The sequence below is a fragment of the Sulfurimonas sp. CVO genome (genome assembly GCF_009883775.1).
GTDB classification, from domain to species: domain Bacteria; phylum Campylobacterota; class Campylobacteria; order Campylobacterales; family Sulfurimonadaceae; genus Sulfurimonas; species Sulfurimonas xiamenensis.
Genome location: NZ_CP033720.1, coordinates 663573 through 684687 on the forward strand (window position 1 = coordinate 663573; position 21115 = coordinate 684687).

The following is a 21115-nucleotide window of genomic DNA, read 5'->3' on the forward strand; positions in this document are numbered from 1 at the left end:
GTTTTATTCCTCGCAAATAGATAGTAGAGACTCTTTGTCTAAAACTACTATTTTTCCACTTTTTGAATCGATTATTTTATCTCTTTTCAGCCTATTTAAAACTCTTGAGAGAGTTTCTGGCTGTATATGAAGTATAAGTGATATTTCAGAACGCTTTAAATTATTAAATATATTTAAATCATCATGAAGCATCATTGCAACTTTGACAACAGAGTTGAAAATAAACTCTCTGTTAATCAGTGAACGAAGTTGCTGTGATTTTAAAACAATCTCATTTGCAAATGCAGAACATAAAAAACCTTTTTCCAAAAAGTTTTCTCTAAATTTCTTATAATCAATATTGAGTATTTGAGAATCTTCAAGCAGTTCTATATTTGAAAAAGAGACTATTGTATCTTCTTTGATATTTGATATTTCAGATATTAATGAGTTTGGATAAATGTAGTGAAGAAATATTTCATTATTATGTTTGTCTATTTTGTATGCTTTTGCCAATCCCTCAAGAAGAAACAAAAGAGAGTCACTCTTTTGTTTTTCATAATAAACAATATAATTCTTTGAGTAGCTATTAACAGAGCAGATAGATGCTAAAAAATCTATCTGCTCTATGTTGAGAGATGAAAAAAAATCTAAAGAACTTAATACGCTCTTTATGGAAGTATTTTTACTCATTAATTATAATAAGTCAGGGCAATTTTCTTTACTTATATCAAATGTAAAAAGTTCTGCTTTTGTAAGTGCACTTTTATATATGTATCTAATAGATATATCTGATTCTAAAAATCTCTCTGAACTTCTGCATACACCCTCAGTTACAGCTTTTTGCATTCTGCTGTGATCTTCTTTTTTTACAGTTTCATCACTTTTAGGAGCCGTATCTATTTCAAATATATAAACAAGTGTTGTATCATCTGTTTTGATGTCTATAAGTTTTGTCTGCTTGTCAATTGTTGTAGGAAGTGATTTTGACATCTCTTCAGCTGCCATTTTAACAACATTTCTATTTTGTGCTTTTATAGCTTCAAGTGATATTCCTTTGTTTTTATCTTCTGCAGCTAATCCAAAAATAGGCAATAGAGCGATTAAAAGTATATATAAAAATTTCATTGAGTTCCTTTTTTAATTGTATTATACATATAAATAGTAAAATTTCAATCTTGCTGTTGTCTCATATATGATGGAATATCTAAGTGAGTACTGTCAAGATCCCCGCCAACCACTAATCTTGGACGAATTTTTGCAGCCGGTGAAGGAGTTTCACTTACAAAATTTTCATTATTTGAACTAGGGTTTAAATCTTTTTCAAAGCCTGTTGCAATAATAGTTATTTTTACATAATTTTCAGGTAGTGAATCATCAGTTGAAGTACCAAATATTACATCAGCTTCTTCATGAGCACTCTCTTGAACTACTATCATAGCTTCAGATGTTTCTATCATCGGAAAATTCGGATGCATATGAAAATGTACTAAAACACCCATTGCGCCATTTATTGAGATATTGTCAAGAAGAGGGGACTCTATAGCAGCTTTGATAGCTTCATAAGCTGCGTTTTCACCCTCATGTTCTCCTACACCCATAAGCGCCATGCCTTTATGACTCATTACTGTTTTTAAATCGGCAAAGTCAAGATTTATATCATTGTCGCCGCTTGAGAGAATAACTCCGGCTGTTCCGCTGACAGCTTGTGCCAAAACACTGTCAACAATTTTAAAACTATCTTTGATTCCAAGTCTTCTATCAATAATGGAGAGTAGTTTGTCATTAGGAATAACTACAATAGAGTCACTCTCTTTTTTTAGCTCTTCTAATCCGGCTATAGCAAGCTTTAGTCTCTTTGGTGCTTCAAACATAAAAGGTTTTGTGACAATTGAAATTGTTAGAGCATCTACCTCCTTGGCAATTTTTGCAATAACAGGAGCAGCACCTGTTCCTGTTCCGCCGCCAAGACCGGCAGAGATAAATACAATATCAGCACCCTCTAAAGCTTTTTTAATTTCATCATAATTTTCTAGTGCAGACTCTTTTCCGATTTCTGGTTTCATTCCTGCACCGAGACCTTTTGTCAGCTTTGCCCCAATTTGGATTTTACTTGCACCATTTGTATCATTTAAAGCTTGTGCATCGGTATTTATCATAATCATCTCTATGCCAGTTACACCCTCTTTGATCATATGACCAATCATGTTGCCGCCGCCGCCGCCGACACCAACAGCTACGATTCTTGCTCCATTTAAACTACTAGCTTCTTCAATCAAAAATGGTTCCATAATCTCTCCTTAAAATAACTGGGTTGCCCAGTTCCAAAATTTACTAAATACACCGGCTTCATCTTCTTTTTTGCTTTTTTTCAGTGAAAGCGTCACTATTCCTTCTTCTTTTTCATCATTTTGTGAATGAGGAATCGGAATATCAGGCTCATCAGCAAGATTGATTCTGCTTTCATGCGTCAGCATCTCATTTGAGTGTCTAACTCTTTTGTTTACATCTATTTCATACTGTGTATATGGAGATGCTGCATACATAATAAGACCTATGGCACTTGAATATTCCGGAGAACGGAGATTGTCAAAAAGACCATCCATCTCTTTAGGTTTTGCAAGACGAACAGGAACAGATCCAAAAGTTGCTACTGCTAATTCTCTTATTCCATCCATTTGAGAAAATCCGCCTGTCAAAACTATACCTGCACCAATTTTATCTTTGAGCCCGCTGTTTTCTATAAACTGAGCTAAAATCATTAAGGTCTCTTCAACTCTAGCATAAATTACATTATGTACTACTTCAAGAGAGACTTCATGTGTTGTATTTTCATCACCGATAATAGGAAGTTCTATTAAATCATTGCTGGGAGTTAAAAGCGAACCATATTTTAATTTTACACTTTCAGCAATATTAAGTGGTGTATGAAGTGCCATAGAGAGATCACTTGTTACATGATTGGAACCAACTCCTAAAAAATCATTATATCGCACAGAGTTGCCAGAGTGAATAATAATATTGCTGGTATTTCCTCCCATATCGATAACAGCAACACCCAACTCTTTTTCATCATCATTAAGTGTAGCGATTGAAGAAGCATAACCGTTTAAAACAATATTTTCAACTTCGACACCGGCTCCACGAACTGCTTTTTTTAGATTGTTTAGATTTGATTTTTGTGTTGTTATAATATGTGTGTTAACTTCAAGTCTTGAAGCATTCATTCCAAGAGGATCTTCAATGTAGTCCTGATCATCAGCTTTAAAGTTATAAGGAAGAGCGTGGAGTACTTCATACTCATTTGGAATATTTGCGTTATAAAGAGAGGTTTGCATAACTCTCTCTATCTCTTTAAAACTAACCTCTTTGTTTTGAATATTTACGATACCGCTGGAGTTTAAACTTTTTGTATAAGCGCCTGAGATAGAGACTATAGCAGTTTTTACTTCGCTGCCTGAAACTCTTTTGGCATCATTTAATGCAGTTTTTATAGATCTTGAAGCAAGTTCTATATTTGTAATACTTCCCTTTTTAAGACCCTGCGCCTTGCAGGTTCCGGCTCCTGTTATAGCTATGGAGTTGTCATTAGCAATTTCAGCGATAATTGCACATATTTTCGTTGAACCTATATCTATGGCTAAAACAGTTCTGCTCAATTTATAATCCTTCGATAAAAATCTCGGTTTTGTATTTGTTTTGTAAGTTTTTAATCAAACCTTCATTAAACATTGTAGCTTTTAATTTTGCAATCGGGTTGTTTTTTTCACTTAAAGTATTGTTGAGAAGTTTTTGTTCAAGTATGTTATACATAACAATTTTTCCGCTTTTTATAGGAACAAATCCTCTTTTTTCTTTTGCACCAAAAAGTGTGTTTAAAAATTCAACTGCCTCTTCTGTGCTTAACTCTGTAAATTTACTATAATCATTTCCTGTTATAAAATCTGTTGTTTTACCTTTAAATGTAGAGAATGATTTTTTCGCCATTTCTAGTAATTTTTCTCTTTTTTGTTGATCAACATAGAGAGACATAACCTCGCTTTTTGCATCTTCATAACTTTTTGTTTTTGATGGGTTTACATTTATAAGTTCAAAAGTTATATAGTCTTCTCCAACCATAACAGGCTTTGAAAATGGAGATGACGATGTTAAATTTGATATAGTATCAAAAGCATCTTTGTTAAACGGATTATTTGAAGCTGAGATGGTAGAACTCTCTATAGTAACATCTTTTAGTTCACCTTTTTTATAAGCTATATATGTTCTTAAAGCCTCTTTCTTAGTCTCTTTTGCATTTAACTCTTCTTTGATTTTATCTTTAGCAGCATCTAAAGAGAGTATTTTTCCATCTTTATCTTTAAAGTGAAGTTTGTTTTCATTGTAGTACTGGCTAAGTGTTGCATCATCATACTCTTTTGAAATTTTAGGTTGTTTTATAAACTTGATATCATAACTTACCTCAGTCATAAAATCGTTTTGCATTTTTTCCCAAAAAGGTTTTATCAAGCTGTCTGAAGTATCAATTTTTATTTGATCTGCATTTAAAATTTTGTACTCTATTTTATCAGAGATACCCGTCGCGGTATTTAATATATTTAGCTCACTCTCTTTAACTTCAACAGGAAAAAGGCTAAGTGTTTTTTTGATTAAGAGCTCTTTTTTTATATCATTTTCATACTCTTTAACACTCAAATTGTTTCTTAAAAGAATCTCTTTATATGTTTCTGAATCAAAAACGCCATCTTTAAAGAAAAATTCTTTTGTTTTTATCTCATTTAGAAGTTCAGTGTCATTTATTTGCAAATCATAAGATTTTGCTAAATTTAATATAAGAGCCTGTTGTATTAAATATTGAAGAGCTTGAGATTGAAGACCAAAGCTTTTTGCTTTTTCTTCATCAAACTCACCTTGAAACATTTGAGAATATTGATTGTAAAGGTTAGAATAACTTTTTTGAAGTTCTCCCATTGTTATCTCAACACTGCCAACTTTTGCTACAGCTCCTGCTTTATCACCATAACTATACTGACCCCATCCGACAAATCCAGCTCCAACAAAAGCAATAGTGGAAATCCAAATAGTTATTATGAGATATTTTTTATGTCTTTGCATCCATGTAATCATTGGTTTGACAGCCTTGTATTATGATATTTTTGTAATTTTATGTAAATTCGTATTAAACCTTCATAAAGAGGTGTTAAATTTTAATTTAATACTATGATTTGCAAAACCTAAGATATATATAAATGAAAAATCGGTAGAATCGTTTAAAATGGAGCTGAGAAAGGATTTTCTATGAATGATATTTCAAAATATTCAAATATTGAAAAAGAGTTGCCAAAGTTACCGGAGTTATTGTTAAACACAATTCAATCTGATGTTTTGGAAGTAAAAAGTATTGATAAATCTTGTGATAAATATCTTGATGCGTGCTCTAAAATACCGGAGTTTAAAGATGCACATTATGTTGTTTATTCAAAATATATAGATAAAAAAAATCATAAGTTTGAAAGATTTATATTTTTAGGCAAAGAGGGAGAGGAGCTTTTTGATATAAGCGGAGCAGAAATGGAACTCCATGGACTTTTGTCATGCACTAACCTTAGTTATACTCCCGAGTATAAATCATCTGTGTTAAATAAGTAAAATATATGAATAATTTAGAATTGAAAAAAAGAGATTTAAGTGTTTTGTGGCATCCATGTACTCAAATGAAAGATCATGAAACACTTCCGATTATTCCTGTGAAAAAAGCATATGGTGTCTATTTGGAAGATTTTGAGGGCAATACTTATATAGATGCAGTTAGCAGTTGGTGGGTCAATCTTTTTGGTCATACCAACAGCTATATAAATGAAAAGATAAAAGAGCAGTTAGATACTCTTGAACATGTAATATTGGCAGGTTTTACACACGAACAGGTTATAAAATTATCTGAAAGATTGGTAAAAATAACACCTGAAGGTTTAGAAAAATGTTTTTATGCAGACAATGGTTCCAGCGCTGTTGAAGTAGCGCTTAAGATGAGTTTTCATGCGCATAAAAATGATGGTAAAAATAAAAAACTTTTTGTTTCGTTAACAAACTCTTATCATGGGGAGACAATAGGCGCATTAAGCGTTGGCGATGTAAAGCTTTACAAAGATACTTATGAACCTCTTTTGATACAAAGCATTCAGACTCCCGTGCCAAAAGATATGAGCATAGAGTCGGCTAGAGAAGCGGCAAGAGAGTTTGAAGAGTTGTGTAAAAGCAGAGCATATGAGATAAGTGCAATAATTTTAGAACCGCTTGTTCAGGGTGCCGGATATATGCATATGTATCATAAAGAGTTTTTGGTCTTGGTGCGCCAAATTTGTAATAAATATGATATTCATATGATTGCTGATGAGGTTATGGTAGGTTTTGGAAGAACGGGAGAGCTGTTTGCATGTCAGAGTGCAAATATAACACCTGACTTCCTTGTTTTGTCCAAAGGTTTGACCGCAGGTTATCTTCCGCTTTCTGTCGTTTTGACAAGTGATGATATATATGCAAAATTTTATTGTGATTATAGTGAGTACAAAGCTTTTTTGCACTCTCACAGCTATACCGGAAATGCACTTGCCTGCGCAGCTGCAAATGCGACTCTTGATATTTTTGAAAAAGATAATGTTATAGAGAAAAACAGAGAAATTTCAAAATATATGAGTGATAAACTTTTGAAGTTTGAAGAACTTGAAAATGTAGCATCAACAAGACAAACAGGCATGATCTGCGCAATAGAGTTAAAAGGGTATAAACCAGAGGAGAGAATAGGGCTTAAAGTATATCAGTATGGGCTTGATAACGGTGTTTTGCTACGCCCGCTTGGTCATGTAGTCTACTTTATGCCGCCATATATTATAACACAAGAGCAGTGTGATAAGATGATGGATACAGCTTATGAGGCGATAAAATCGCTTCTTTAGTTTTGTATCTAGTAAAAAGCTGAATTACTGTTTTTCTCATTAAGTAGAAGAATTTTACAGCTTTTTTCTAGTATAGAGAGTTTTTTTGCCATTTCATAAACATCTCTGTTAAAAGTGTAAACACCATAACCTCGAATAACCATAATATCTGTTTTTTGACTCTGGAAATAGTAAGCAATTTCACTATTTGCTCTTTCATACCAATCATCAAAATTTCTTGGGTCAAATATCTCTATAGAACCTATCTCTTTATGACCAAAATAGTCTTTGGGAGTGATAATATTGTGCTCAAGTGAGTATGCGGTTGTAAAGGGGGGCATACTAAAAGAGATAAATTTTGCATCAGATATTTGTGAATAGACGCTGTAATGAATATTTGCATCAATACTAGCTTGATTCCATCTGTAATCTTTTTTAAAATAGAGTTCTATAAGAGAGGTATTGTCAAGTGTGTCAAAAACAGCCTCTTTTGTGTTTATAATAAATCTATTTATTTCTGTTTTAGCAGAAAGAGAACCATGATAAATACCGAAAAAATCTTTTCTAAACATTGACAACGCTAAGCTAGACAGTTTCTTTTTAAGATGCTCTTTGTTCATGTTAAAGTACTCATATATTTTTGTATAAGTGTATCATAATTTTGTTATTAAAGAATTTTGGTTTAAATAGGGAAGAATTTCCTATTTAAACCAGCTTTTCATTTTTTCGATGGCAGAGTCCAAAACGCTTTCATGCGGTTTTGATTCTATACCGAAAGATTCTTGAAGTTTGCTAATAAGTTCACGCTGTTCATCAGTTAATTTTTTAGGGTAGGTAATATTTACCTGGGCAATAAGATCTCCTTTGCCATGACCGTGAACATCTTCTATGCCTTCGCCTCTGAAGACAAACTGCTGTTTATCTTTCGTACCGATATCAAGTTTTAATTCCAATTCTCCTGTGAGTGAAGGAATGGTAAGAGTCTCTCCTGCAACTGCTTGTGTAAAAAATACAGGAATTGCTATGTATACATCATTTTCGTCTCTTTGAAAATGTTTGTCGGGTTTTACGCTAAATGTTACATATAAGTCGCCTCTTGCGCCTCGTTTTCCAATATTTCCTTTTCCAGAAATTCTAAGGCGGTTTCCGTTATCAACACCTTTGGGTATCTTAATGGTTACATTTCCTCTCTCTTCATGGTAGCCGCGTCCATCACAGCTGGCACAAGGAGCAGATGGTGCGGAACCTGTTCCATGGCATGCCGGACAGGTTTGAGAGAATGTCATAAACCCCTGTTTCATAAAAATCTGACCTTGCCCTCTACATTGATGACATGTAGAGAGTTTGCCATCTTTTGCACCGGTGCCTTTACAACTGTTACAAGGTGTTTTATATATAAATTCTATATCTTTTTCACATCCAAAGATCGCTTCGTTAAAACTAATGGTCATATCGACGCTCATATCAAGAGGATATTTTTCCATATCCGCAGGGTTTTGGCGGCGACGGGAACTTCCGCCTCCAAAGCCGCTGAACATCTCTTCAAAGATTGAACCTAAATCATCAAATCCTGCAGATGAGTGGCTTCGGCCGCCCATTCCCTGCAATCCCTCTTTTCCGTAACGGTCATAAATACTTCTTTGCTGGTCGTCGCTCAAGCACTGATATGCTTCATTGCATAACTTAAATTTTTGTTCGGCTTCAAGATCTCCTGGATTTTTGTCCGGATGATAAATTTTAGCCATTTTTCTGTAAGCTTTTTTAATTGTTGATTTATCCGCATCCCGTGATACTTCTAATATTTCGTAATAGCTTAAATTTTGCATATTATTTTACTATCCTAACACTCTAAAATTTTTGCAATTATATCGTTTTAAATTTAATCTATGTATAATCCTTTTTATGAAACATTTTATATTATTTTTTAGCACTATTTTGCTTTTTTTAGGTTGTTCAAAAGAGTCATATACAACTTTTTCTAATATGCCGGATACGAAACTTATCAAGAGCAATTTTCAAAAGCTTCCAAATTGGGATGATGAAGAGTATAGCAATGCTTTAAACTCTTTTATTGAAAGCTGTAAAACCAGTAAAACAAAAAAGATTTACGGTGATTTATGCGTTAAAGCCGCTGCTGCTACAGATGCAAAAGAGTTTTTAACTACCTATTTTATTCCCTATAAAATAAGTTCAGCAGATGCTTCTCAAGACGGACTCTTAACCGGCTATTATGAGCCTGAATTAAAAGGATCTTTAACAAAAAAAGAGCCATATATATATCCTATATATAAAACTCCAAAAGATTTGGTCGTGGTTGATTTAACACAGCAGTATCCTGAACTTAAAGGCTACAGGCTAAGAGGCAAACTCCAGGGCAATAAACTAGTGCCATACTATGATAGAGAAAATGCAAATGCAAATACGCTTGATGCTGAAGTTTTATGTTATACAGATTCAAAAATAGATCTCTTTTTTTTGGAAGTTCAAGGCTCCGGAAGAGTAACTTTTGAAAACGGGGAGACGATTTTTATCGGTTATGATAACCAAAATGGATATCCCTATAGTTCAATAGGCAGATATTTGGCAGATATCGGTGCAATACCTTTGCAAGAGGTATCGCTTCAATCCATAAAGAGATGGCTTGAGGAAAATCCCTCAAAAATAGATGAGGTTTTAAATTATAATAAGTCAATGGTTTTTTTTAGACAAAAAGAGCAGTCGGCAACTGGCTCGCTCGGTGTCACACTCACTCCAAAACGCTCAATTGCGGTAGATAGAAAGTATATTCCTCTTGGCACTATGCTTTATCTTAGTGCCAAAACAGATGAGGTGGACTTTAATCATATAGTAATGGCACAGGACACAGGCGGAGCGATAAAGGGAAGCGTTAGGGCAGATATTTTTTTAGGTTATGGAGAAGAAGCAAAAGAGAGAGCAGGCAAGTTGAAGGCACCTTTAAAATTATGGATATTATTACCAAAAGAGGAGTCATTATGATCGTTTTTGGCAGAGGTGAATTTTGAGAGGCTCGCTAGATAAATTTAATATGCTCGTAGAAGCGCTGCAAGAGCTTCCGACTATTGGAAAAAAGTCTGCAACACGGTTAGCTTATCATATGCTTATGAAAGACAGTTTTGCAGGTATGAAAATATCACATGCCATAGAAGAGGCTTTGGGAAGTATAAAAAAGTGCAGTTTATGCGGTGGAATGAGTGAAGATGAACTATGTTTTATATGTTGTGACGAGAGTAGGGATGAGACACTGCTGTGCATAGTTGAAAATGCAAAAGATATACTTCTTTTAGAAGAGAATGCGCTTTTTAACGGCAGGTATTTTGTTTTAGAATCTTTGGCAGAGTTAAATTTTTCAAATTTGGAAAAAATAGCAGCCTCGGGAATAAAAGAGATAGTTTTTGCACTAACACCTTCTGTTTCAAATGATGCAGTAATATTATTTATTGAAGATAAATTAAGCGATTATGATATAAACTACTCTAAAATCGCTCAAGGCGTTCCAACTGGTGTCAGTTTGGAAAATATAGATCTGCTCTCTTTGACAAGAGCATTGGCAGATAGAGTAAAGGTTTAAAGTTGAGGTTGATTTATATCGTTTTATTTTTATCTATAACTTTAAATTTGACCGGATGCAGTTCAAAAACTCTTGAAAAACCAAATGAAGCAGCTATTTATAAAGAGAATAGCAGTGATGCGGCAAATGATGAATTTAATGAATTTTTGGATGAGTTTGAAGTAGAAGAGGTTTATGACCCCTTTAGCGGTTATAATAGAGTTATGACAAATTTTAATGATGGTGCGTATGAGTATGTTATAAAACCGGTGGCAAAAGGTTATAGATATGTGTTGCATGCGGAGATAAGAGAGAGCATAAGAAATTTTTTCAATAATCTCTATTTTCCTATGCGTTTTGCCAATAATCTTTTACAAGGAAAACTTTATAATGCTTCTGAGGAGACGGGAAGATTTTTAATCAACAGCACAATTGGTATTTTAGGTCTTTTTGATCCAGCCAAAGCGCACTTTAATCTTGATGCGCATAAAGAGGATTTTGGCCAAACTCTCGGATTTTATGGGGTTGCAAGCGGTCCGCATATTGTTTTACCGCTTCTTGGACCTTCAAATTTACGAGATGCAATCAGTATCTATCCGGATTCACTTTTAAGCCTGATAGACTATACTGAAAGAAACTACTGGACGCTAACAGACACATGGGCGGAGTATTTGGGCGTAAAAGCACTTGAAAATGTGAATTATGCGTCTTTAAATATAGAAGAGTATGAAAAAATGAAAAAAGATGCAGTTGATTTATATCCTTTTTTAAGAGATATTTATGAGCAGCATAGAAATAAACTGATTGAGGAGTAAGAGTGAAAAATATTTATAAAATAATTTTGGTGTTATTACTGTTTTTTACACAAAATTTGATTGCCGATGAACAAGTAGAGCTAAAAAAGCATTTTTTAACTAAAATTGATGAAGTTATTTTGATAGTTGAAGATAAGAGTTTATCTAAAAAAGATAGAAACAGCAATATTATCAAATCTTTAACACCAATGTTTGATTTTGAACTTATGGCGAAACTAAGTCTTGGCAGTACATGGAAAAAACTTGCAGAAGAGGAGAGAGAAAAATTTGTTGATCTTTATGTGGAACGGATGAAACAATCTTATTCTTCGAAGATTGACGCCTATGAAAATGAGAAAGTTGAGATTAGAAAAATAGAACAGCCTCAAGCAAACAGAATAGCTCTTATAACTGATCTTGTAAGCAGTGAAGAGAAATTGGAAATTGTATATAAATTTTATAAGCCCAATGAGAAGATTCAAAATAAAGATAATTGGTTAATTTATGATGTAGAGATTTTAGGAGTAAGTATTTTAAAAACTGACAGAGCTCAATTTAAAGAGTTTTTACAAACCAAAAGCATAGCCGAGCTTATGGACGCTTTAGCGAAGCAGTCGTAGATAGTAATGTTAAAAAATCTTTATCAAAGCTATATTTTAAAATATCCAAAAATTGTTTTAGCTCTTATGAGCGTTTTTATAGTCGCAATGGCTTTTTTTGCTTTTCGGCTAGAAATTGATGCAAGTGCAGAGACGCTTCTGCTTGAGGATGATAAAGACTTGGAGTACACTAGAGATGTACTAAAGAGATTTGAAGCGCCAAACTTTTTAGTTGTTACCTATACCACGCAAGATGACCTTCTCAGTGATGAAAATATTGCAAATATTAAAAAGCTTAGTTCACAGATAAAAACTCTTGAGATAGTTGAGAGTATAAACTCCATAGTGAATGTTCCTCTTTTGCAGTCTCCTCCTGTTCCGATAAAAGAGCTTTTAAAAGATATACCCACATTAGAGTCTCCAAAGATTAATAAAGAACTTGTAAAACAGGAGTTTTTAAACAGCGCTGTTTATAAGCAAAATCTTGTAAGCGATGATTTTACTACTACTGCACTAATGGTAAATCTTAAAAGAGATGAGAAGTACTTCTCTCTTATAGATAACAGAGACAGATTTGTAAAGCTAAAAAAGCAAAAAGAGCTTAGTAAAGAGGAGAAAGAGGAGTATAAAAAGGCAGAGAGAGAGCTCAAAGAGTATAGAGATGTCTTAAGAGAAGAGACGCATCAGATCATAGTCAAACTCAGAGAAATCCTTAAAAATTTTGAGCAACAGCACAGCAGCGTAAAGCTCCATTTAGGTGGGGTTGAGATGATTGCCGATGATATGGTAGAGTTTGTAAAGTATGATTTAAAAACTTTTGGTTTTTTAATAGTAGGACTTCTTATAGCCATCTTGTATATACTTCTTAAAAAAGTGCAGTGGGTTATAATAGCGCTTTTTATATGTACCACTTCGCTTATTGTAACAAGCGGGTTTTTAGGGCTTTTTGGATGGGAGATAACTGTTGTTTCCTCAAACTATATCTCATTGCAGCTAATCATGAACATGTCGTTGGTTGTGCATCTTATAGTAAGGTACAAAGAGCTTTATGCCCATGACAAACATGATACGCAGATGGATATAACGCTAGATACTGTTCTCTCCATGGCAAAGCCCTCGTTTTTTGTCGTCCTTACTACCATGGCTGGATTTAGTTCCTTAGTGTTTAGCTCCATACTGCCTGTTATAAACTTTGGCTGGATGATGAGTGTTGGGATAGTAGTATCGCTTATTCTTACATATATTCTCTTTCCAATCATTTTGCTTCTATTTGAGAAAAAAGAGTCTCTTGAATTTGGCAAAGGAGGTGCTCCATTTACTGCTAAAGTGGCGCATGTTGCATACCATTATAAAAAAACCATCATTGTCTCGGCTTTGGTTGTTGTGCTTTTTTCCATCTCGGGTGCGACAAAACTTAGAGTTGAAAACAGTTTTATAGACTACTTTAAACAAGATACCGAGATATATAAAGGGATGGCTCTTATTGATCAAAAACTTGGCGGAACTACGCCTCTTGATATCATATTGACATTTAAAGAGAGCAGTGATGAGGTAGTCTCTGTTGAGGTAGCAGGAGCAGATGAAGAACTTGACTCATTTGCAGATGAGTTTGAAGAGAGTGAGGAGGACAGAGAGAAGTACTGGTTTACACAAAACAAGATGCGCAAGATTAAAGAGGTTCATCACTATCTTGAGTCTCTTGAAGCTGTGGGAAAAGTACTCTCTCTTGCAACTACCGGTGAGATTTTAAAAGTTTTAAATGATGGCAAAGAGGCTGACGGTCTTACACTGGCACTTATGTACAAAGAGCTGCCCGAGGAGTATAGAAAAATAATTTTAACGCCGTATGTGGATATAAAAAATAATCAGGTACGCATAAGCACTAGAATCATCGACTCAATGCCAAATCTGCAAAGAGATGCTCTTATTAAAAAGATAAACAGCGATATAAAAAGCATGCTTGATCCTGAGTATGTAGAGTATAAAACGGCAAATCTTTTGATAATGTATAACAATATGCTTCAGTCACTTTTTGATTCTCAGATCAAAACCATAGGAGTCGTCGTTGCTATTCTCTTTTTAATGTTTTTAGTTCTTTTTAGAAGTTTCAAAGTAGCAGTAATCGCAATAATTGCAAACATTATTCCCGTAGGTGTTATTTTTGGATTTATGGGGTGGATGGGTATTCCTCTTGATATGATGACCATAACAATTGCCGCCATCAGTATAGGAATAGCTGTAGATGATACCATACACTATATCTACAGATACTCTCTGCTTTACAATCGCTCAAAAGATGCAAAAGGCTCTATGTTTAGAGCGCATAAAAGCATTGGAACGGCGATGTTTTACACATCAACCATTATTATGATAGGTTTTTGTATCTTGGTGCTCTCCAACTTTTTACCGACTATCTATTTTGGACTTCTTACTATGATTGCTATGTTTATGGCAATTGTTGCAGATCTTCTGCTTTTGCCGGTGCTGCTTCTGCTTTTTGGTATCTAGATATTTTTTTTAAAAAAAAGTGTATAATTATAAGAAAAAATTCTAATACTGAGACAGAATGAGCTATTTAAAGATAAAATCTAACTTACTATTTATAACAATTATACCTCTGCTTTTTGTTATTACACTCTCATCTATCATTTTATATGAGATGCATGATAATAAAAAAAGTCTTGAATTTATAAAAAACCGCATACTTGAAGCTGAAGCTCTCTCCAAAGTTATTCATAATTTGCAAATCGAGAGAGGTTTGACAGCGGGGCTTGTAGCAAGCAGCAATTTAGATGAAAATGAGAAAAATTTTATTGCCGCAAAAAATGATTCAAACAGAGCTATCGAAAATGCAAAACATATATATTTAAATGTTACCAAAAACAGAGACAGCGTTATTTTTGAACTTTTAGACAGCCTATACTCAAGAGATACTTCATATCTTATAAATATGCAAATTTCCAGTGCTAGAAACTACTATACCAAAAATATATCCAAACTTATTAAGCATATAAAAACTATACCCGCTTTGATGGATGATAAAGAAAATAGAAATTTTATCCAGTCATACAGTAATTTGGCTTCGGCAAAAGAGGCGCTGGGGCAAATCAGAGCAACTCTGATGGAAGTTTTGTCGACAAATATATTAATAGATGAAGTTTTTGTATCTGCAAAAGAGCAGCTAAAAGAGTACAACTTAAATATTGAAAATTTTAAAATAAGCACACCTGAAAAATTGTTAAACTACTATAATAAAAGTTTTACCAACGCAAGGGCAGAAAGCACTTTTGAAATTATAGAGGCTGTTTTAAGAAATAGAAATAGTGATAATTTCAATCTAGAACCAACCTACTGGTTTAAAACAGCAACAAACACTATAGATGCGCTTAAAAAAGTAGAAGATGAACTTTTTGCATGTGTGGAGAGATCAATATCTCAAAAATTAGACTCTGTTCATTATAAAATAGCCGTACTTTTAGTGATTTTGGGCATTTCTGCGATTATAGTCACTATTTTAATGCTGCTGGCAATTACAAGAATTTTATCTTCAGCCGACAAACTGGAAAAAGAGCATGAAGCGTCTCTCTTACTGCTTGAGCAGTATAAATCAACAGTTGACAGAAGCTTTATCGTTTCAAAAACTGATCCCGAAGGAGTTATTACTTATGCTAATGATGAGTTTTGCAAAATCAGCGGTTATTCAAGAGAAGAGCTTATAGGAAGAAGACATAGCATTGTAAGAGATCCTGATACGAAAAAAGAGTTTTATAAAGAGCTGTGGCATACCATAAAAGATCTTAAACAGCCATGGATAGGCGAGATGAAAAATCGCGAAAAAAATGGTATGCCATACTGGCAGCAAGCTATTATAAACCCAATCTTAGACACAAGAGGCAATGTTGTAGAGTATATTGCTATAAGAGTGGATATTACACAGCAAAAAGAGATAGCGAACTATTTTGAAGATCAACAAAAGATATCTTCTAAAAATTTCAAATTTTCTATGCATCTCTCTAGGGAGTATGAAAAAGCTATAGATGCAAGTACCATACTTTTAAGAGTAGATAGAGACGAAAATATAACATACGCAAATAATAAGTTTTTAAATATTACCGAATACACACTAAATGAAATTCTAGGAAAAAGCTATAGAATATTAAGTTTAGAAGATATAGACGAAGCATTTTACACAGAGATTAAATCTACTATAGCAAGCGGTGCCATATGGCATGGAACCATAAAAAGCAAAACAAAATCAGGAAAAGATTTTTGGACAAAAACAACCATTATCCCGATAAAAGATTTAAACAGCGAGATTATAGAGTATCTGGCAATTAGCAATGATATAACAGAACTCATAAAGCAAAAAAAGGAGTCTGAGAGAATTGCCAGAACGGATATATTAACCGGATGCGGAAACCGCTTTAGATTAAACAGTGATATGCGTGAGCTAGATAATTTAGCAGTAGCAATATTTAATATAGACAATTTTAGACAGATAAATGATTTTTACGGACATCAGTTTGGAGATCTGATCATAAAATCCATAGCAGATAAAATATATACTCAAGTTGTAAAAGAGAAAAATTTAAGATTTTACAGACTTCAAGGCGATGAGTTTATAGCTTTGGCTGAGAACTACTCAAAAGAGATGCTGATACAGAAAGCAAAAAACATTCTTGATGTTATCAAAGAGAAGTTTATAATACAAAATAAAGATATATTGATATCTTGCAGCTGCGGCATCTCTTTTGAAGACAAAGAGCATCTTCTCTCAACCGCAAACATGGCACTCAAAATTGCAAAAAGAGGTAGTGCGGATCTTGTGGTATATGATGAGAGCATCTCTTTAAATAGTGAGTATGAAAACAATATCTTCTGGACGAAAAAGCTCTCAGATGCTATTAAAGAGGACAGAATAACAGCTTATTATCAGCCTATCGTAAATAATAAGACTTTAGTTTATGAGAAATATGAGTGTTTGGTAAGAATGATAGATGAAGACAAAGTTATAGCTCCATTTTTCTTTTTAGATATTGCAAAACAGACAAGACAATATTTTTATATTACAAGAACAGTGATTTATGAAGCTTTTGAGATGTTTAAAGATAAAGAAGTTGAGTTTTCTATCAATCTCTCCCTTATGGATATACTAGAAAAAGAGATATGTGAATATATCTTTATGATGTTAGAAAAGTACGGTATCGGCTCTAGAGTTGTTTTTGAAATAGTTGAATCTGAATATATAGAAAACTTTGAAGGTGTTATAAGTTTTATAAATGAAGTAAGAAAGTATGATGCTAAAATAGCAATAGATGATTTTGGTACAGGATACAGCAACTTTGGATATCTTATAAAACTAAAAGCTGATTATCTAAAAATAGACGGCTCACTTATAAAAAATATAGATACTGATAAAAATGCTTTTTTAATCGTATCTACTATTGTGGAGTTTTCAAAAAAACTTGGCATGAAAACAATAGCCGAATTTGTTGAAAATGAAAAAATATTTAAAATAGTAAAAGATCTTGGAATTGACTACTCTCAGGGTTATTACTTCTCAGCTGCTAAAAAAGATATAGTATAGCTATCTTTTTTTAATATCGAGATGATTTAAAATTCTCTCCATTCTCTCATTGTGAATATCCAGACTTTTATCGGCAAAAGGGTGCTCGTACTCTTTGCCGATAAATGTTTTTGCGCCTCTTTTTTTCGCGAACTCTCTCAAAGGCGCTGTTAAACTCTCTGGAAGAATAGAATCTTTTTGCGCCGTAATGATAAGAAATTTGCTTGCATCTTTTGGCAGATTTGCTACGGGATCAACCCGTTTTGGACATCCAAATGGAGAGAGAAAACTGGGAGCTGAGTCTATAACCGCAGCATCATACTCGATGCCTGAGCCGATAACATTGAGCATAACGGCACCGCCGAGTGATATACCGTAAAGCAGTTTTCTTTCATATACTTTATTGAGTGAAGCAGCTATTTCTTTGTAATCTTCGATTATCGCTTTTATGCGTCTGTTCCCTTCAGAGTTGCCATAGCCTCTGTAGTCGTAAACATAAACATCATAATTCCTTTGTGAAAAATTTTTGAGCATAATAATCATCTGATCAGAGACCATTGCATTTCCCATGGCAACCAAAATATACCCTTTAGCAGAGATTTTTGCATATCCATCATTTGAGATATACTTATATCCTTTGAGCGTTTTGCCGTCGGAAGTTTTAAATTTACTAGGTACAATAAAGGGTATGCCCGCGACTCTGTGACTATCAGGATTGGGTGTCATGGAACTCCATACCCAAAAAAGAAACGGCTCTAAAAAGGTGCCGCATATAGCTTCTTCTCTCTCGCTCGCTGATAGATTTACGGCTATAAAAAAAGTTAAAAACAGTATCTTGATTCTCTTCATAACAGCGCCTTTAAAATCTTAAAAGTGATGCATGTTATCATCTTTTAAATAAAATAAATATACATAGTAAAAGCGTATTAAAAAAAACTTGTTACAGCTCTTGAAATTTTGATGTACAATTAGCTTTTTAATTTTAGGAAGTATATTGAAATATATTATTGTTTCCCTTCTCGTTGCTTCGTTTCTTCAAATTTTTTTATGGCTTGGCAGCGAACAAAAATTTATCACTCCGCCCGATGCCGAGAATATCATAGAATCTCTCTCGTATGCACCCTATAAAAAAGGAAACAAAAAGGAGATGCTTAGCGATGAAGAGGTATATAAAGATTTAATTCTGTTAAATAAATTTACAAACAGTGTGCGCCTCTACTCTGTCGAAGATTCACAAAAAGTTATGCCGATAGTAAAAAAACTTGGTATGCAAGCGCATTTGGGTATTTGGCTTAGCGGAAATAAGCAAGATAATGAAAAAGAGATTGCACTGGCTAAAAGTCTTATTACTGAGTATTATGAGAGCTTGATCTCTGTAATAGTCGGAAATGAGGTGCTGCTTCGCGAAGATTTGTCATCACATGAGCTAATTGGGCATATTAGGGATATGAAAAGATTTGTTTATATCTTATTTAATGCTAGAAAAGAAGCCAAAGAAAACGCTATAAAAGATGAAATTGCTACAATAAAAAACAAAATAGAAAGAGTAGAAAAAGAGAAAATTCTTAGAGATGAGCTTTTAAGGCAAAAAGAGTATATAGTTCCGATTACAACGGCAGAGGTTTGGAATATATGGCTTCTTAATCCAGTTTTGGCTGGGGAAGTTGATATCATAAATATCCATATTCTTCCATATTGGGAAAAAGTAAAAGCCGAGAATTTTGAACTGTTTTTCAAAGAGACATATCAAAAATTAAAAGATGTGTATAAAAACAAACCTTTGGTTATAGGCGAATTTGGATGGCCGAGTCAAGGATATAATAATAAAGCCGCCATAGCGAGCCCCCAAAATCAGGCAACCGTTATTAGAAGATTTTTACTTTTAGCAAAGCAAGAGGGTTTTAGCTACAACCTTATTGAAGCGTTTGATCAGCCATGGAAAGGCTTAGACGAGGGGAGTGTCGGGCAGTATTGGGGCATTTTTGATGCAAACCGCCAGCAAAAATTTGAGATGCATGGAGAAGTTCTTGTTGAGCCCTATTGGTTTGCGCAGATGGTTGCGGCTGTCATAATAGGGGCAATTTTAACTTTTTTTGGTCTTAGAAATCAAAACATCAATTTTCTGCATGCGCTTACCTATGGTCTTGCTGCGCAGGGAATCTCCTTTGGTATCGTTATGTCGGCAGTTTATCCTTTTGTTCACTACATGAACTTCGGTACATGGATTATGTGGGGCATGGGCTCGATTCTTATGATACCTCTTACGCTTATCACACTGGCTAAAGCAAATGAGCTCTTTAAGTGTACAATCGGAAAGCGTCCGCAAAGGCTTATTCCTCTTGATTTAAAGTCTGAGAGAGTCCCTTTTGTGAGTATCCATGTGCCTGCATACAAAGAGCAGCCTGCCGTTTTAGAGGAGACTCTTATAGCACTCTCAAAACTAAAATATACTAATTATGAAGTTCTTGTAATTATAAATAATACGCCTGAGGAGTTTTATAAAGCACCCATAAAAGCTCTATGCAGTGAGCTTGGAGAGAGATTTGTTTATCTTGATATAGAGTGCAGCGGTTTTAAGGCGGGAGCGCTCAATAAAGCACTTGAGTTTACAAATCCCGAGTGTGAAATATTAGCCGTAATTGATGCCGATTATGTTATCAGTCCAAATTGGCTCATAGACTTAGTGCCGATTTTTGATGATCCTAAAGTTGCTTTGGTTCAAGCGCCTCAAGACCACAGAGACGGAAATGAATCGCTTATAAAAACGGCAATGAATGCCGAATATGCAGGTTTTTTTGATATCGGCATGGTTGAGCGCAATGAAGAGAATGCTATAGTAGCACACGGAACAATGCTTATGGTGCGCAAAAGCGCTTTTGATGAAGTCGGAGCGTGGAATACCGATACTATCGTCGAAGATAGTGAGCTTGGACTTAGACTCTTTGAGGCTGGTTATATCGCTCACTATACAAACCGCAGATACGGGCATGGACTGCTTCCAGATACTATTGAAGCTTTTAAAAATCAGCGCCATCGCTGGGCGTACGGTGCGGTGCAGATTCTTAAAAAACATTGGCACCACTTTAAACCATCATCCAAAACTCTTACGCGTGCACAAAAACACCACTTTATTACTGGATGGTTTTTTTGGCTCTCTGACGCTTTGGGAACTCTCACTTCGATACTCAACATCATCTGGGTTCCAGTTATTATTTTTGTAGGAGTAACCATTCCGACTATTGCGCTGACTGTACCGATTTTAACGGCTTTTTTAGTAAATGTCATTCACTCGTTTGTGCTTTATAAAACAAGGGTAGGGGCAAATCTATATCACTCCCTTTTGGGCGCCATTGCCGCCATGAGCCTGCAGCTTATCATTTTTAAAGCGGTATATGACGGATTTGTAAAAGACAGCCTGCCGTTTAAGAGAACGGAAAAAGGGGGCAACAGTAAAAAAAGCGTAAGCAGTCCTGTGAAAAATGAGATGATTTTAGCATCACTGCTTTTAGGTTCGTTTGTGGCACTTATAGTGACAAATAAGCAGGGAATTATAGAAGTTTATGTTTTTTGTGCAACTATCTTTATCCAAAGTATTCCATATGTTTCAGCGATTGTTCTTAGGATGATTGAGAAGCATTCCTACAAAAAGGCTCTTTAGGAAAAATCTTACTCTGCTTGTA

General features: G+C 34.4%; 17 protein-coding genes. 9 read left to right on the forward strand and 8 right to left on the reverse strand.

Annotation, left to right across the window (positions count from 1 at the left end; genetic code table 11):
* Positions 1–3 precede the first annotated feature (3 nt).
* Genes CVO_RS03445 through CVO_RS03465 form a run of 5 tightly spaced genes read right to left on the reverse strand, consistent with a single transcriptional unit; the run spans position 4 to position 5103 of the window.
* Entirely contained in the window at positions 4–672 is a 669-nt protein-coding gene (locus CVO_RS03445) for a Crp/Fnr family transcriptional regulator (RefSeq protein ID WP_152299549.1), read from the reverse strand.
* Positions 673–675: 3 nt separating this feature from the next.
* Entirely contained in the window at positions 676–1107 is a 432-nt protein-coding gene (locus CVO_RS03450) for a DUF8479 domain-containing protein (protein ID WP_152299548.1), read from the reverse strand.
* Between the two features lie 44 nt (positions 1108–1151).
* Complete coding sequence (gene ftsZ, locus CVO_RS03455; RefSeq protein ID WP_152299547.1) at positions 1152–2270, reverse strand: cell division protein FtsZ; 1119 nt, start codon at positions 2268–2270, stop codon at positions 1152–1154.
* Between the two features lie 9 nt (positions 2271–2279).
* The gene (ftsA, locus tag CVO_RS03460) at positions 2280–3638 is read right to left on the reverse strand and encodes a cell division protein FtsA (RefSeq protein ID WP_152299546.1); all 1359 of its coding nucleotides are present in this window, start codon (positions 3636–3638) and stop codon (positions 2280–2282) included.
* 1 nt (position 3639) lies between these two features.
* A complete protein-coding gene (locus tag CVO_RS03465) occupies positions 3640–5103 on the reverse strand; it encodes a peptidylprolyl isomerase (protein WP_159570005.1) in 1464 nt (487 codons plus the stop codon).
* Positions 5104–5274: 171 nt separating this feature from the next.
* On the opposite strand from CVO_RS03465, the gene CVO_RS03470 reads away from it, so the two are divergent.
* Positions 5275–5625 carry a hypothetical protein gene (locus CVO_RS03470; RefSeq protein ID WP_159570007.1) on the forward strand — a complete coding sequence of 117 codons (351 nt, stop codon included), beginning with the start codon at positions 5275–5277 and terminating at the stop codon, positions 5623–5625.
* 5 nt (positions 5626–5630) lie between these two features.
* Positions 5631–6929, forward strand: coding sequence for an adenosylmethionine--8-amino-7-oxononanoate transaminase (locus tag CVO_RS03475; RefSeq protein ID WP_152299543.1), 1299 nt, complete (start codon positions 5631–5633; stop codon positions 6927–6929).
* A gap of 8 nt (positions 6930–6937) precedes the next feature.
* Here the strand turns inward: CVO_RS03475 and CVO_RS03480 are convergent, their stop codons facing one another.
* Both CVO_RS03480 and dnaJ read right to left on the reverse strand, forming a co-directional pair.
* A complete protein-coding gene (locus CVO_RS03480; RefSeq protein ID WP_152299542.1) occupies positions 6938–7528 on the reverse strand; it encodes a class II aldolase and adducin N-terminal domain-containing protein in 591 nt (196 codons plus the stop codon).
* Between the two features lie 81 nt (positions 7529–7609).
* A complete protein-coding gene (gene dnaJ / locus CVO_RS03485) occupies positions 7610–8734 on the reverse strand; it encodes a molecular chaperone DnaJ (RefSeq protein ID WP_152299541.1) in 1125 nt (374 codons plus the stop codon).
* A gap of 76 nt (positions 8735–8810) precedes the next feature.
* Here dnaJ and mltA point away from each other — a divergent pair, with 76 nt between their 5' ends.
* Genes mltA through CVO_RS03515 form a run of 6 tightly spaced genes read left to right on the forward strand, consistent with a single transcriptional unit; the run spans position 8811 to position 17456 of the window.
* On the forward strand, positions 8811–9905 hold the full coding sequence (mltA, locus tag CVO_RS03490; RefSeq protein ID WP_159570009.1) for a murein transglycosylase A: 1095 nt from the start codon (positions 8811–8813) through the stop codon (positions 9903–9905).
* A gap of 22 nt (positions 9906–9927) precedes the next feature.
* Complete coding sequence (gene recR / locus CVO_RS03495) at positions 9928–10497, forward strand: recombination mediator RecR (RefSeq protein ID WP_152299539.1); 570 nt, start codon at positions 9928–9930, stop codon at positions 10495–10497.
* 2 nt (positions 10498–10499) lie between these two features.
* On the forward strand, positions 10500–11291 hold the full coding sequence (locus CVO_RS03500; protein WP_159570011.1) for an MlaA family lipoprotein: 792 nt from the start codon (positions 10500–10502) through the stop codon (positions 11289–11291).
* Positions 11292–11293: 2 nt separating this feature from the next.
* Positions 11294–11890 (forward strand): Tgt2/MlaC family protein, encoded by a 597-nt coding sequence (locus CVO_RS03505; protein ID WP_159570013.1) that lies wholly within the window; start codon positions 11294–11296, stop codon positions 11888–11890.
* 6 nt (positions 11891–11896) lie between these two features.
* Positions 11897–14377, forward strand: a complete 2481-nt coding sequence (locus CVO_RS03510) for an efflux RND transporter permease subunit (RefSeq protein WP_159570015.1) — start codon at positions 11897–11899, stop codon at positions 14375–14377.
* A gap of 58 nt (positions 14378–14435) precedes the next feature.
* Positions 14436–17456 (forward strand): EAL domain-containing protein, encoded by a 3021-nt coding sequence (locus tag CVO_RS03515; RefSeq protein ID WP_159570017.1) that lies wholly within the window; start codon positions 14436–14438, stop codon positions 17454–17456.
* Here the strand turns inward: CVO_RS03515 and CVO_RS03520 are convergent, their stop codons facing one another.
* Positions 17457–18284, reverse strand: a complete 828-nt coding sequence (locus tag CVO_RS03520; RefSeq protein ID WP_152299534.1) for an alpha/beta hydrolase — start codon at positions 18282–18284, stop codon at positions 17457–17459.
* A gap of 145 nt (positions 18285–18429) precedes the next feature.
* Here CVO_RS03520 and CVO_RS03525 point away from each other — a divergent pair, with 145 nt between their 5' ends.
* Positions 18430–21093 (forward strand): glycosyltransferase family 2 protein, encoded by a 2664-nt coding sequence (locus CVO_RS03525; RefSeq protein WP_159570019.1) that lies wholly within the window; start codon positions 18430–18432, stop codon positions 21091–21093.
* Positions 21094–21115: the final 22 nt, after the last annotated feature.